The 13,346-nt window shown below is 49.1% G+C and carries 13 protein-coding genes and 1 riboswitch; of the genes, 9 read left to right on the top strand and 4 right to left on the bottom strand.

The window, feature by feature from the left end:
• Positions 1 to 33: 33 nt before the first annotated feature.
• Together ACH59B_RS03940 and ACH59B_RS03945 are read right to left on the bottom strand one after the other, a co-directional pair.
• Positions 34 to 522, bottom strand: a complete 489-nt coding sequence (locus ACH59B_RS03940; protein ID WP_016819340.1) for a DinB family protein — start codon at positions 520 to 522, stop codon at positions 34 to 36.
• A gap of 136 nt (positions 523 to 658) precedes the next feature.
• A complete protein-coding gene (locus tag ACH59B_RS03945) occupies positions 659 to 1,273 on the bottom strand; it encodes a superoxide dismutase (protein WP_016819339.1) in 615 nt (204 codons plus the stop codon).
• 521 nt (positions 1,274 to 1,794) lie between these two features.
• On the opposite strand from ACH59B_RS03945, the gene ACH59B_RS03950 reads away from it, so the two are divergent.
• The 7 genes from ACH59B_RS03950 (at position 1,795) to ACH59B_RS03980 (ending at position 7,336) form a co-directional block, all read left to right on the top strand.
• Positions 1,795 to 2,220 (top strand): GNAT family N-acetyltransferase, encoded by a 426-nt coding sequence (locus tag ACH59B_RS03950; RefSeq protein WP_013369410.1) that lies wholly within the window; start codon positions 1,795 to 1,797, stop codon positions 2,218 to 2,220.
• A gap of 119 nt (positions 2,221 to 2,339) precedes the next feature.
• On the top strand, positions 2,340 to 2,924 hold the full coding sequence (gene lepB / locus ACH59B_RS03955; protein WP_016819338.1) for a signal peptidase I: 585 nt from the start codon (positions 2,340 to 2,342) through the stop codon (positions 2,922 to 2,924).
• Positions 2,925 to 3,017: 93 nt separating this feature from the next.
• The gene (rnhA, locus tag ACH59B_RS03960; RefSeq protein ID WP_016819337.1) at positions 3,018 to 3,455 is read left to right on the top strand and encodes a ribonuclease HI; all 438 of its coding nucleotides are present in this window, start codon (positions 3,018 to 3,020) and stop codon (positions 3,453 to 3,455) included.
• Between the two features lie 96 nt (positions 3,456 to 3,551).
• Positions 3,552 to 5,285 (top strand): tRNA epoxyqueuosine(34) reductase QueG, encoded by a 1,734-nt coding sequence (queG, locus tag ACH59B_RS03965; protein WP_025364019.1) that lies wholly within the window; start codon positions 3,552 to 3,554, stop codon positions 5,283 to 5,285.
• Positions 5,286 to 5,390: 105 nt separating this feature from the next.
• Positions 5,391 to 5,645: a YneF family protein gene (locus ACH59B_RS03970; protein ID WP_013369414.1), complete on the top strand. Its 255-nt coding sequence runs from the start codon at positions 5,391 to 5,393 to the stop codon at positions 5,643 to 5,645.
• A 54-nt stretch (positions 5,646 to 5,699) separates the two neighbouring features.
• The gene (gene folE / locus ACH59B_RS03975) at positions 5,700 to 6,293 is read left to right on the top strand and encodes a GTP cyclohydrolase I FolE (RefSeq protein ID WP_013369415.1); all 594 of its coding nucleotides are present in this window, start codon (positions 5,700 to 5,702) and stop codon (positions 6,291 to 6,293) included.
• Positions 6,294 to 6,490: 197 nt separating this feature from the next.
• Positions 6,491 to 7,336 (top strand): lipoyl protein ligase domain-containing protein, encoded by an 846-nt coding sequence (locus ACH59B_RS03980; protein ID WP_031462868.1) that lies wholly within the window; start codon positions 6,491 to 6,493, stop codon positions 7,334 to 7,336.
• A gap of 11 nt (positions 7,337 to 7,347) precedes the next feature.
• On the opposite strand, the gene ACH59B_RS03985 is transcribed toward ACH59B_RS03980, so the two are convergent.
• Both ACH59B_RS03985 and ACH59B_RS03990 read right to left on the bottom strand, forming a co-directional pair.
• Positions 7,348 to 8,727 carry a Fe-Mn family superoxide dismutase gene (locus tag ACH59B_RS03985; protein WP_017428439.1) on the bottom strand — a complete coding sequence of 460 codons (1,380 nt, stop codon included), beginning with the start codon at positions 8,725 to 8,727 and terminating at the stop codon, positions 7,348 to 7,350.
• A 252-nt stretch (positions 8,728 to 8,979) separates the two neighbouring features.
• Positions 8,980 to 10,017, bottom strand: coding sequence for an alpha/beta hydrolase (locus ACH59B_RS03990; RefSeq protein WP_017428436.1), 1,038 nt, complete (start codon positions 10,015 to 10,017; stop codon positions 8,980 to 8,982).
• Positions 10,018 to 10,315: 298 nt separating this feature from the next.
• On the opposite strand from ACH59B_RS03990, the gene ACH59B_RS03995 reads away from it, so the two are divergent.
• Entirely contained in the window at positions 10,316 to 11,059 is a 744-nt protein-coding gene (locus tag ACH59B_RS03995) for an IclR family transcriptional regulator (RefSeq protein WP_016819332.1), read from the top strand.
• A 117-nt stretch (positions 11,060 to 11,176) separates the two neighbouring features.
• Positions 11,177 to 11,288: riboswitch (TPP riboswitch) on the top strand.
• Positions 11,289 to 11,475: 187 nt separating this feature from the next.
• Positions 11,476 to 13,320: a phosphomethylpyrimidine synthase ThiC gene (gene thiC / locus ACH59B_RS04000; protein WP_257126670.1), complete on the top strand. Its 1,845-nt coding sequence runs from the start codon at positions 11,476 to 11,478 to the stop codon at positions 13,318 to 13,320.
• Positions 13,321 to 13,346 lie beyond the last annotated feature (26 nt).

Raw genomic sequence — 13,346 nt, forward strand, 5'->3', positions numbered from 1 at the left:
TTTTCTACTCCTTTTTATTTGGGGGTATCGTACTTATAGGGAGGGATCGCTCTCAATCAGCCCTTTGCCGATTACATTGGCTGATACCGGAGGCTTGCCGAGCTCGCGCGACCATACGGATAACTGCCCGATATGATGAATCTGATGGGCAATGACATGGCGCATTACCTCGCCCCAGGCATCAATCGCAATTCTGCCGTCCGGGAGGTGATCTTCAAACCTTTTTCGTTCCAGACCTTCATGCCAGGCGAGTACGAACGGCTCTACATCGAGTCGAAACTTTGCATCCAGCTCGCGGACTTTATTCAGCGTATTATACTGAGAGAAGTCTTCCTGAAAATCAGGTTTGCCTTGAATGATTTGAATCCAGCTCCATTCTACATCAACGATATGAAAGAGCGTTTTTAGAATCCCGCCAACCCCGCCGATGCGTTCTTTCAGCAGTTCCTCCTGCGGCACCTCTTCACACCAGCGGTACCATTGTTCCCGAACCATCCAATTGTAACGAAAAAAAGTCTGCATCCATTACCCTCCAGGGACTGTAATAAAAAATGATTTCCACCAGTTTACCACAGAATGCCAAAAGGGCTGTCTCATTCGTAGAAAATCTACTTTTGAGACAGCCCTCGTGATTCAGGATAAGAATGTTGCTACTGGCTTATTTCTTTGCAGCAGCGTAACGTTTGTTGACTTCATCCCAGTTGATTACATTGTAGAAAGCTGCAATGTAGTCTGGGCGTTTGTTTTGATATTTCAGGTAGTAAGCATGCTCCCAAACATCCAATCCAAGCACCGGAGTCAGACCTTCGAACAGCGGGCTATCTTGGTTTGGAGTGCTAGTGATCGCCAATTTGCCGTCTTTGCCGACAACCAGCCAAGCCCAGCCGCTACCAAAACGAGTTGTAGCTGCTTTAGTGAAGTCTTCTTTAAATTTGTCATAGCCGCCCAGTTCGTTGTTGATGGCTTCAGCAATTGCACCTGTTGGCTGTCCACCGCCGTTAGGAGCGATAACTTCCCAGAACAGGCTGTGGTTGTGGTGTCCACCACCGTTATTGCGAACCGCAGTGCGGATGCTTTCAGGAACGCTGTCCAGATTGGAGATCAGATCCTCCAGGCTTTTGCTTTGCAGTTCAGGAGCGCTCTCCAGAGCTGCATTTAAGTTCGTAACATATGTGTTATGGTGACGATCATGGTGAATTTCCATTGTCAGTGCATCAAAGTGTGGTTCCAGTGCGTCTTTTGCGTAAGGAAGTTCTGGTAATTGAAATGCCATAATAAAATCCCTCCTGGTTATATGGTTGGGTAAGTGTTCCTATGTAATAATACCCTCGATAGTTATATTAAACCGCATTCGGCCTATTTTTTCAACATTTTTGTTTGTAAAATACCAAACTGAGCAATAGGGCCTGGTAGCTAGCATGTCCAAAAACCCGATTGGAATACGTAATACATAGGTAATAAGAGGTAAATTTGCCCCTCAAAAATGTAAACGCTTTATATACAGCGCTTACATGAGAAAAAAGGATGTATTCCGTCAAAAAGTATGGTTTAATGGTCAAGGAAGCAGAATTTTGGGCTTTTTTGTCGTCTGCTATAAGCTGTCATGTCTATGACATGACGAACTTGAGGGCACACACCCTTTTCCTGTTCTTCATTTCATATATAGCAGATCGTATGCATTTTTATCATAATGCCTTGTGATTAACACCATGATAAGCGCTTTATGGATTTATGTAAAAATGACGGTGCTGTCTCAATTTTTTTATTATGCTTACGAAAAGGGAGATATTACTTATGCACGTTCGTTCCTTTCAATTAAGTGATGTGAATTCAGTAACGGAACTCATGCAAATTGCCTTGTCAGAGGAGTGCTACAAAGAGACGGTGGGTGCTTTTGCCCGTCAGCTTTCGTGGGATTCCGGTTTGATCGTCGTTGCCGAAGAAGAGGGAGAGATCGTTGGTGCCCTGATTGGCACGATTGATCAGAATCATGGTTGTTATTATCGTATTGCTATTCACCCGGATCATCGTCGGATGGGAATCGGGAAATCGCTTGTGGAGTCCATGGAGCAGCGTTTTCAGCAACGTAAGGTTAGCCGTATTTGGGTAGCAGGGGACAAGCATAACAGTGCGGCCATGCCGTTGTACGAAGCTATGGGCTACGGAGCAAGCCAGATTTTACAGGCGTTTCAGAAGCTGAGTATTTTGGCACCTCATTAATCGGTATTCGATATACAGAAACGAAGTATAATATTTACATTTAGAGCATATCTGAGTAACCGTTGCAATCGGGTACGGGATATGCTTTTCTATTTATAACAGGGTTGAGGAGGTTAATTATGGACGCTTTGGCTCCTTCGTCAGACCCGCTTCCTTCACCGGAAACGTCCAAACAGGCAGGTCGCTCTGGTTACATACGCGATTGGTTAGTCACTCTGCTGATCGCGATGGTTGTCTTACTGCTTCTGAACCTGTTTGTATTTAACTTGTCTACGGTCAGAGGACATTCGATGCAGCCGACGCTAATGGAAAGCCAGCATTTGTTCGTTAACAAGCTGGTTTATAATTTTCATGATCCGGGAAGAGGGGACATTGTGATTTTAAAAGATCCCGATTCCAAACTGTCCAGCCCAAGATTTTTAGTGAAAAGAGTCATAGGTATTCCCGGAGATGTCATTCGGATTGAGCATAATCATTTATATGTAAACGGTGAGCTGCTAAATGAACCGTACACCAACTCGGACGTGGAGGATGGTGATTACGGTCCTTTTACGGTGGAGCCAGAACACTTCTTTGTCATGGGAGATAATCGCCATACGGCTGCAAGCAAGGATAGCCGGTACTTTGGCAGCGTTAAGTCTGAAGATTTACTGGGACGTGCAGAGTTTATATTTTGGCCGATCTCGGAGTGGAAGTGGCTATAGAGCAGTTATGAGTCTGAAATCAATGCGGAATACGTGCGACCCGATCAGAGCTACAACGGATCAGCGATTCCCAATCAGGAAAGGAAGAGGACGATGAAAGAAGTGATGGTTTATACCGACGGTGCTTGTTCGGGGAACCCGGGCCCAGGGGGCTGGGGGATTGTTTTGCTGTATGGAGAGCATCGTAAGGAGCTGTCGGGTGCCGAAAAGATGACGACAAACAACCGCATGGAGATCAAGTCGGTGATTGAAGCGCTGAAGCTGCTCAAGGAGCCGTGCCGTGTAAAAGTACACAGTGACTCTGCCTATGTCGTCAATTGCTTCAAACAAGGCTGGATTAAGAATTGGCTCCGTAATGGCTGGCGCAACAGTAAAAATCAGCCGGTGGAGAACAAGGAACTTTGGGAAGAACTATGGGCACTAATGGGTAAGCATGAGGTTGAATATGTGAAGGTGAAGGGCCACAGTGACAACGAACTGAATAATCGCTGTGATTTTCTGGCGACGAGTGCTGTTAAAAATTTACGGTAGCATCTGCTGCTATTTTCTGTTGAAATTTGAGATAGGAGAATGATACATCATTCTCCTATCTGTCACGAAGAATTGTGAAAGAGAGGTGAGTATCGGATGCAACGCGAACTAACTCGGACGGCGACCGGAACGGCTTCGACTTGGGCTTCGCTCAAGCAGGAAATTATTGAGGCAGCTCCAGGGCTGGGGATTGATTCCATCGGGTTCGCATCCGCCGATCCCTTTCTGTCTCTGAAAGCTATATTGGAAGAGCACCGTGCTAAAGGCTATGAATCCGGCTTTGAGGAGCCTGATATTGATAAGCGTATCTATCCAGAGCTGTATGGCTCGCAGCCCGCATCCCTGATTGCCATTGCGGTGGCGTATCCTTCGAAAATGAAGGACCCGCCGAAGTCGGACAAGGGCAAATACCGTGGTATTATGGCGCGTTCAGCCTGGGGCAAAGATTATCATCTGGTACTGCGCGAAGCGATGGAAAAGCTTGAGGCTTTTATAAGTGAGCGGGTACCTGATGCACTGTTGAAAAACATGGTGGATACCGGAGAATTGTCGGACCGAGCCGTTGCGGAACGCGCAGGAATTGGCTTTAGCGGCAAAAATACGATGATGATTTCACCGACACTGGGGTCATGGATTTATCTCGGGGAGCTGTTGACGAACATTCCCTTCCAGCCCGATGAACCGGTTACGGATGGTTGCGGAGAGTGCACCAAATGTTTGGATGCATGTCCTACCGGTGCGCTTGTAGGTCCGGGACAGCTGAATGCCCAGCGGTGTGTATCCTTTTTAACGCAAACCAAGGGCTTTTTGGACGAGGAGTTTATGCTGAAAATAGGGAATCGGCTGTATGGATGTGATACGTGTCAAATCGTATGTCCCAAAAATCGAGGCCTTAACTGGGATCATCATCCCGAGCTTACACCCGATCCTGAAATTGTAAAGCCGTTGCTGTTACCATTACTGGATTTGAGCAATCGCGAATTCAAAGACCGGTTTGGTCAAAGTGCAGCGGCTTGGCGGGGGAAGAAGCCGATTCAACGCAATGCAGTCATTGGTCTTGGAAATTTCAAGGATGTTAGCGCGGTGCCCAAATTGACGGAGGTTTTATTGGATGATCCGCGTCCCGAGCTGCGAGGCACGGCGGCGTGGGCTTTGAGTCGAATAGGAGGGGAAAACGCTATGACAGCGATCAAGCAAGCATCAGAGAAGGAACAACATGAGCAAGTACGCGAAATGATCGCGCAGGCGCATTCCAAGCTAGCGGAACAAGAGCAGGCAGAGCAGCAAACTTCTGCTGAATTAAAGACGGAGGATTCACAGGGTCCAACTAAGATTTATTATGACGAAATGGAGACGCCTGTGGGCACTCTGACGCTGTGTGCTACGGATCGAGGGCTATGCCGAATTGACTATGGCTCTTTTTATGCGAAGGAAGCATTGCTTCAGCAATGGGCCCGGACATGGGTCGGGGAATATGTCTATGTACAGGAGCCGGAAAAGCTGCGCGAAGCTGCAGAACAACTGCGTGAATATTTTGCGGGAGAACGACGGGAATTCAGTATAGCCTATGATTTGAGAGGCACTCCTTTTCAAGAGCAGGTATGGCGCGCACTGCAAAATATTCCGTACGGACAAAGTGTGTCCTATCAAGATATTGCAGAATCGATTGGACGAGCCAAGGCGATACGTGCTGTCGGCGAAGCCAATAACAAAAATCCATTGCCTATCCTGTTTCCATGCCACCGTGTATCGGGTGCAAACGGTAGTTTGGTTGGCTATGCCGGAGGCTTGCCAGTCAAAATGAAGCTGCTGGATTTGGAGAAGGAATAAGGACATATGTTTGCAAAAAGTAATTTGCTAGCTGTCCCATGTTTTGCTATGATAAGTTCGTGTAATTCAAGATGTCTCATATAAATATACAGAGGTGACGACTTCGTGGTGTGGAATATTGTCATTCCGATTATTACCCTGATTGTTGGCTTGGTCGGGGGATTTTTCATCGGTGCTTATTATCTTCGCAAACAGCTTGAAAAGATGCAGAACGACCCTGAAACGCTGCAAAAAATGGCCAAACAGATGGGCTACAACCTGAATGGGAAACAGATGCAAAAAGCCCAGCAGATGATGAAGAACCAACAGTTCTCCAAAAATCAGCCTGGTGCGCGTAAAAATCAGGGCCGTCGGAAATAATGAGCAACGTGAGTACGGATGCCGCATGAGGTTGCTGCATAGAGGAGGATTACTGTGGCTGGCGTAAAAGATTATATTAACCGCAAAGCTGCGGATAACCGGGATAAAATCGAGTACCATGTGGAGCAGATTTTAAAACTGATCGGTGAGGACCCCAAGCGTGAAGGTTTGTTGGAAACACCGGCACGCGTTGCGCGCATGTATGAGGAAATATTTGCGGGTTATGAGGTTGATCCACGGGATGCGCTGGGTGTGACATTTGACGAGAATCACGAGGAGCTTGTAATCGTGAAGGATATTGTCTACTACAGTCAGTGTGAACACCATATGGCTCCTTTCTTCGGAAAAGTGCATATCGGCTATGTACCCAGCGGTAAAATTGTAGGACTAAGCAAGCTAGCCCGTTTGGTGGAGGCGGTGACCCGCCGATTGCAGGTACAGGAGCGTATTACATCGCAGATCGCTGATATTCTAAATGAAGCGGTCTCCGCTCACGGAGTTATGGTGGTCGTGGAAGGCGAACACTTGTGCATGTGTGCCAGAGGTGTCAAAAAGCCTGGCAGCAAAACGGTAACATCTGCCGTACGCGGTACGTTCCGTGATAATGCAGCACAACGCGCAGAGTTCTTGTCCCTGATCAAGGAATAATTGAACAGAATGCAATGGTTAGTGATAAAAAAAGGTGGTTTACGCATAGGCGTAGCCGCCTTTTTTTGTTAACATCGGTAATAGTGACAATGGGATAGCTACTGTGAAGAAGATGAAATAAAAAAATAGCAGCATGCTGCCTTGAAAATTACGATTAGCCTATGGATAACAGTTATTTTTAAGATAGGGGATAACGTATGGATCATTTACATAGCTCAACAGAAACAACAACAGCATTGCCTGAGTTGCAATGGTTGGAAGCGCCACTGATGACTACTCAGGAAGACGTATTGTTTCCGCTGGCTTGGGAGGAGCTGGCTTGTCGGCAAGTAGGGAAAGGAGCTGCGCCCATTTTGCATGTATGGCGGCATCCGGCAGCGCTTGTGATTGGTCACCGGGACCGCAGGCTTCCCAACGCTCCACAGGCGATGGAGCGAGTGCGCAGTTCAGGAACGTCGGTATGCGTGCGTCCTTCAGGTGGAGCAGCTGTCATGCTGGACAGGGGGGTACTGAACCTGTCCTTGATCCTACCGAATCCGCAGCGGGCCATCAGCCTGCATGAGGATTTTCGGCTCATGGCAGGGCTGATTGCCGATGCGCTGGCCCCGTGGTCTGCCGAGGCGCAGACTGGAGAAATCATCGGGTCCTTCTGTCCCGGGGATTACGATGTGAGCGTCCGAGGACGCAAGTTTTGCGGCATTGCGCAGCGGCGTCAGGCCAAGGCGTATATCATCACGGCCTTTGTGATGATTGAGGGCCACGGAGCAGAGCGCGCACAGGCGGTGCAGCAGTTTTATCGGGAGGCAGCCGGGGATACACCGGCAGGCGTGCAGCAGCCGGATTATCCCCGGGTTAATCCGGCAACGATGGGCAGCCTGGCAGAGCTGGCCGGAGTGCCGTCTGTCGAGGCGTACACAGCATCGCTACGCCGTGTAGTCGAGAGTCGGGCGGCCATTTTGCCTGCCGATGGCTCGCTGGTGCAACTGGAAGGATTGGCAGAACAGATGGCAGCGCTCAGAGAGCGATACGATTTGCAGGTGTAGTTTATTTTAGCTTAGAATGGTTGCCATCTCAGCTTGGAGGCTTGAGCGTAGCGCGCTTCCACTTCAGGCCAGTTGACGACATGCCACCAATCTTCGATGTATTTATTGCGTTCAGCCTGATGCTTTAAGTAATATGCATGTTCCCACACATCGATCGCCAGCAGCGGAATAGACTCCCATTGAGTCAGGTTCTGGTGCTTTTCGGCCTGCAAAATTTCAAGCCGCCCGGCGCGCGGACTCCACACCAGAATGGCCCAGCCGCCGCCTTCGACCTTTTCGGCTGCTGAACTAAATTGCTTTTTGAAGGCATCGTAGCTGCCAAAATCCTTTTTAATCTGTTCAGCCAGCGGTCCGCTTGGGTTTCCACCGCCTTGAGGGCTCATGATCGTCCAAAAAAGAGTATGCAGATAATGACCTGCACCGTTAAATGCCAGTTCACGTTCCCAATGCTTTACGAGGTCAAAATCACCTGTTTTTCGGGCTTCTTCCAGTTTCTTTTCCGCTTTATTCAGATCATTCACATAGCTCAAATGATGCTTGTCATGGTGAATACGCATCGTTTTTTCATCAATGTACGGTTCAAGCGCATTATAAGGGTAAGGAAGCGGAGGGAGCCGATGTCCGCCAATAGGGACCGGGCGACCGATTAAGGACTTTTCTGCTGGCGAAGGTTGAGCCTGGCCGGACTGGACGCCTTTAGTAGCCCCAGAACCCTCTCCTCTCATGCCGGCATGCCGCTCTCGAAACGCTTGCTCCGGGTAATCCTCACCCTCTGCCGCTACATGATACAACCCAGCGGCTCGCGCGATGGAGCCGGGCTCTTGAAAGGGAGTGGTTGAGATCAGGAAATATTGACTTTCATGTGCTGCGTGTATTACAACTCCGGCGGATTTTGGCTGTTGACGCAATGCATGACTGTGTTCAGTCAGCAAACCTAGCTGCCGTACATATTCTTGTGATTGACGGTTCGCGGTTTGCAGCAAATCGTCCAGTCGACGATTTAATTCCTGTGAGGCAGGCTGTGAATTCAAGCCTGAAACAGACAACGATTTCTCTCCAGTTGCTGATGCGTCTGATCCCCTTGAATGTGCTGATGATTCATCCAGCTGGTGTGTATGTGCTTGAGGAACAGACGACTCTTTTTTCCATTGATGCTGCCATGCCTGTTCTGCCGGATCAAGCGCGCTCCGTTGCTCTTCGAGCAGCTCGATGGCGGTGCGTTCCGTTTGTTCAAATACGGTTCGCCAATCATCCAGCAGCCGCACATAAGCAGGCTCTAGCCCTTCAGTAGCAGATTTAATCACTTCCACGTGCCAACTTTCCTGCTGCTTCCAATGACGAATTTCCTCCAGCACACGTAAGGGCAGGAAAGACCCATAAGTACTCAGCATTCGTTTTTACCTCCCGTATCCCGCTATGGCTATCCGGCAGATCTAGCAGATCTGTCCTGGATGCATATGTACCCAGTATATTCGCCGTCTCACCGTGAATATGTCTATGAACTTCCTTCATCAGGTTATACCTGTTGCGCAGAACAATAATTACTCATGGAAAATAAAAAAAGAAGCCCGTCTACGGCACGGGTTAAGTGTCCATAGGCAGGCTTCTTTAAGGCGATGATTACTTGTTTTGAAAATAATTTCTTACTTCGTAGTCGTTTGTTTATGGGCAGCAGCAGTGGTTTTCTTGTCCTCCAGCTCCTGCACACTGCTTAGAAATGTCGATACCCGTCGCAAATATTCACGAGGATGCTCTCTGAAAATAAGCTCATGTATCCCGTTTTTGACAATCCATACACTGGAAAGCGGGTTGGTTTGATTGGCAGCAAGCTTTTCCGCAATGGGGTAAGGAGCCTTTTCATCCTGTGTACCATGCACAAACATGATTGGAAACGGATAGTTCTCCTTTTTAACCTCTTGATATGGAATCTGATGCAAGCTGGTGCCGTTTAAGACTGGAAACAGCAACTCCAAAATTTCCAAAGACGGATGTCTCGGCAGATTAATTTGATTGTGAATGTTATGGTACAGTGTATCTGGCTCCAGCAGGAAGGTACTGTCCAAAATCATTGCGTCCACATCCTTGGTTTGCAAGCCCGCCTGAAGAGCGGTTCCTGCTCCCATAGAAAAGCCCCATACGATAATTTCCGACGAGCCGCGTTGCTTCGCAAGCTGAATCGCTCCAAGAAGCTGCTGGGATTCCGCCTTACCTCCGGTTGCGACGGCCTTGCTGTTTTGTGACGCGAATCCATAATCAAACATGACCACATTAAAGTTCAGACTGTGGGCATAATGCGCCAGATCATACATAGGAATCCAGCTTTCTTCGCGATTAGCCCCGTAACCATGACTGAAAATAATGGTTTTCCGCGATTGATCCGCCGGGATATACCAGCCTTGTACGATGCGGCTGCCATCCTTCGCTGGGAAGCTGACATCTTCATAAGGCATGCCTTTGGCCTGCATCGGATTAGAGTACAAGGGTGCGACGGTGGGATTCGTAAGCACCCAGGCGATGTAAGCATGCAAGGCAATAAAGCAAAACAACAGAAAAAATACGACCGACAGCAGCAGAGCAATCACAACGTGCTTGAACCGCAGCATACGGGGATTAAAGAGTGGGGTGGACGGCTCCTGAACAGCGGTCTGTAGCTGAGCGTTGCGCTGGGATGTCGAAATCATGTAAGAGCCTCCTTATATAAAATTGATCTTCGAATCATAAAATTTAGGTATAATTCCACTTGAAAATAGTAGGGTATGTCCGTATAGATACCTATTATCGTATGATGGCTATTATCCAAAGTCAACGCCTGAACCGGAAAAGTAAAAATGATGCAAAGAATTGTCGATGTTTGTTCTTGTTCTGTAATATGGTTGTCACAAAAACATCGGTTTACAGTAGCCGCGACTATTCTATATAATTTATGTAACCATGTTTCATAGTGTGAAACGAATATGGATACAAGAGGAGCGGTTCACGATGGAAGACCGTAAATTAACCGTCCGCGCTGTAGAGCGTGCACTTGATATACTGCTGTGTTTTACCGCAGAATCTGATCTTGGTCTAACGGAGATTGCCTCCCAAATTGGTCTACATAAAAGCACTGTTCATCGTCTTTTGACTACGCTGGAGGATCGGGGATTTGTCGTTCGGAATGCCGAAACGGAAAAATATAGGCTTGGTTTTCGCATATGGGAGCTGTCCACGCATCTGTCCCAAAGCGATGAGCCGGCGGTGTTGTTACAGCCTGCAATGGAAGGACTGCGTGATCGCTTAGGGGAAACGGTCAGCTTGTACCTGCGGGATGGAAGCATGCGTATTCGCATACAAGCCGTGCAGAGCAATCAGGCGATCCGCAGGGTTGCGCCTGTGGGTGCGCGTATGCCGCTGGCTGTGGGAGCCTCCAGCAAGGTGCTGGCGGCCTTTATGCCACCGCAGGAGCTGGAGGTTTTGCTAAGCAGTGAAGAATGGCCACCTTCGGTAGACCCGGAGGTTTATAAAGCCCAGCTGCAGGACATTCGTGAGAAGGGCTATGCGACCAGCTATGAAGAACGTGAGCCAGGAGCTGCGGCTGTGGCCGCGCCTATTGTGAACCGAAAGGGACAGGTCACGGCGGCTTTATCTGTATCCGGCCCGGTCAGTCGACTTGCGCCCGAGACGCTGCATGAGTTTGCACCGATTTTGATCGAAGCAGCCAAGGAAATGGGGCTTATGCTTCCGTGACAGTAATCAATACAAAAGGAAATCATACAAGGGTTGCCAAAGCTATAAATTTAAAGTAGTCTGATAGAGATGGCGGGATGTTTGTTATAGCCGCCAATTCATGTGAATAGAAATTATCACAGTTACTGGGGGAGCCTGTAATGCGGGCTGAGATGGAATCAGGCAAGATTCCGGACCCTTTGCACCTGATCTGGATCATACCAGCGTAGGGAAGTAATCGGCCATTGAAATGTATACGCAGCTGCTGTCTACGACCGCGCATTGGAATATGATTATTCCACGTGCGATCGGTTTGGATAGCTGTCTCGTTTGATTAGCCGGTTCCCTAGGGAACCGGCTTTTTTGCATAGATCAGCGCCACCCTGGGAATGGTTCCGGATCGGTGTGTCATTTCAACGATACGGGAGGAATGGATCATGAAACCGACAGAAACAAAAGGAACAAAAGAAACAGGAATGAAATCAGCAGATGCAGGATTGGCGGGAATAATAGAAGTGGAGGGAGAGAAGGCCAAAGCGGAGCAAGCCAGTGGGCTAAAGCCCTTTCCGGGGAGCCGTAAGGTGTATATTCAAGGTTCTCGGCCGGATATTGCTGTGCCTGAGCGTGAAATCGCGCTACAACCCACACATACGCCGCAGGGCACCGAGCATCATGAGCCACTGCGTGTGTATGATACCAGCGGTCCGATGACGGACGAAGCCTACCAGGTCGACATCCGTCAGGGATTGCCACCATTACGGCGAGCTTGGGCACTGGAACGGGGAGATGTGGAGGCTTATGAGGGCCGCGCCATCAAGCCGGAGGATAATGGACTGAAACCCGGCTCCAAACGGGAGACAGTGGAATTTCCCGGCGTGACCAACCGTCCGCTACGGGCTTCGCAAGGGCGTACTGTGACGCAAATGCACTATGCGCGGCAAGGGATCATTACGCCTGAAATGGAATTTGCGGCGATCCGCGAAGGCGTAGAGCCCGAGTTTGTACGACAGGAGCTGGCGGCTGGACGAGCTATTTTACCTTCAAATATCAATCACCCGGAAAGCGAACCCATGGTCATTGGGCGCCAATTTCACGTAAAGATCAATGCAAACATTGGAAATTCCGCGGTTACGTCCTCCATCGAGGAGGAAGTGGAGAAGATGGCCTGGGCTGTACGCTGGGGCTCAGACACCGTCATGGACCTGTCCACAGGCCGTAATATCCATACGACGCGCGAATGGATCATCAGGAATTCTCCCGTACCGATTGGAACGGTGCCGCTATATCAGGCACTGGAAAAGGTGAACGGCGAAGCTGAGAAGCTGACGTGGGAGCTGTATCGAGACACGCTGATTGAGCAGGCGGAGCAGGGAGTGGACTATTTTACGATCCATGCGGGTGTATTGCTGCGATATATACCGATGACGGCGAATAGAATGACGGGAATTGTATCCCGGGGCGGGTCGATTATGGCAGCTTGGTGCCTTGCACACCATCAGGAGAACTTTTTGTATACGCATTTTGAAGAAATCTGTGAAATTATGAAAGTCTATGATGTGGCCTTTTCTCTCGGGGATGGTCTGCGTCCAGGGAGTATCTATGATGCGAATGATGAAGCACAATTTGCAGAGCTAGAGACGTTGGGCGAGCTCACGCAAATTGCATGGAAGCATGATGTCCAGGTCATGATTGAAGGGCCAGGACATGTCCCTATGCACAAAATCAAGGAGAATGTGGATTTACAAATGGAGATTTGTAAGGAAGCCCCCTTTTATACTTTAGGGCCGCTGACGACGGATATCGCACCAGGATATGATCATATTACCTCAGCTATCGGGGCGGCGATGATCGGTTGGTTCGGGACGTCCATGCTGTGCTACGTTACGCCGAAGGAGCACTTGGGTCTGCCGAACAAGGATGATGTCCGCGAAGGAGTTATTACCTACAAAATTGCCGCACATGCTGCCGATCTGGCGAAGGGTCATCCGCGGGCACAGCAGCGGGACGATGCTTTGTCCAAGGCGCGTTTTGAATTCCGCTGGCGCGATCAGTTCAATCTCTCGCTTGACCCTGAGCGGGCATTGTCCTACCATGATGAAACGCTACCAGCAGAGGGGGCCAAGGAAGCCCACTTTTGCTCGATGTGCGGTCCCAAGTTTTGCAGTATGCGTATCACGCAGGACATTCGTGCCTATGCGGCCGATAAGGGACTGAATACTGAGGAAGCCGTTGCCGCCGGGATGCGAGAGAAGGCAGAGCAGTATCGGGAAGCTGGGCAGTAAAAATCGGTAGCGATACAAAAGTCAAT

The sequence above is a fragment of the Paenibacillus sp. DP01 genome, from assembly GCF_044784315.1.
GTDB lineage: Bacteria > Bacillota > Bacilli > Paenibacillales > Paenibacillaceae > Paenibacillus > Paenibacillus polymyxa.

Bases quoted from the DNA above. Each gene is read 5' to 3' on its own strand.
- ACH59B_RS03940 (WP_016819340.1), bottom strand. From the start codon at position 522: ATGCAGACTTTTTTTCGTTACAATTGGATGGTTCGGGAACAATGGTAC.
- ACH59B_RS03945 (WP_016819339.1), bottom strand. From the start codon at position 1,273: ATGGCATTTCAATTACCAGAACTTCCTTACGCAAAAGACGCACTGGAA.
- ACH59B_RS03950 (WP_013369410.1), top strand. From the start codon at position 1,795: ATGCACGTTCGTTCCTTTCAATTAAGTGATGTGAATTCAGTAACGGAA.
- lepB (WP_016819338.1), top strand. From the start codon at position 2,340: ATGGACGCTTTGGCTCCTTCGTCAGACCCGCTTCCTTCACCGGAAACG.
- rnhA (WP_016819337.1), top strand. From the start codon at position 3,018: ATGAAAGAAGTGATGGTTTATACCGACGGTGCTTGTTCGGGGAACCCG.
- queG (WP_025364019.1), top strand. From the start codon at position 3,552: ATGCAACGCGAACTAACTCGGACGGCGACCGGAACGGCTTCGACTTGG.
- ACH59B_RS03980 (WP_031462868.1), top strand. From the start codon at position 6,491: ATGGATCATTTACATAGCTCAACAGAAACAACAACAGCATTGCCTGAG.
- ACH59B_RS03985 (WP_017428439.1), bottom strand. From the start codon at position 8,727: ATGCTGAGTACTTATGGGTCTTTCCTGCCCTTACGTGTGCTGGAGGAA.
- ACH59B_RS03990 (WP_017428436.1), bottom strand. From the start codon at position 10,017: ATGATTTCGACATCCCAGCGCAACGCTCAGCTACAGACCGCTGTTCAG.
- ACH59B_RS03995 (WP_016819332.1), top strand. From the start codon at position 10,316: ATGGAAGACCGTAAATTAACCGTCCGCGCTGTAGAGCGTGCACTTGAT.
- thiC (WP_257126670.1), top strand. From the start codon at position 11,476: ATGAAACCGACAGAAACAAAAGGAACAAAAGAAACAGGAATGAAATCA.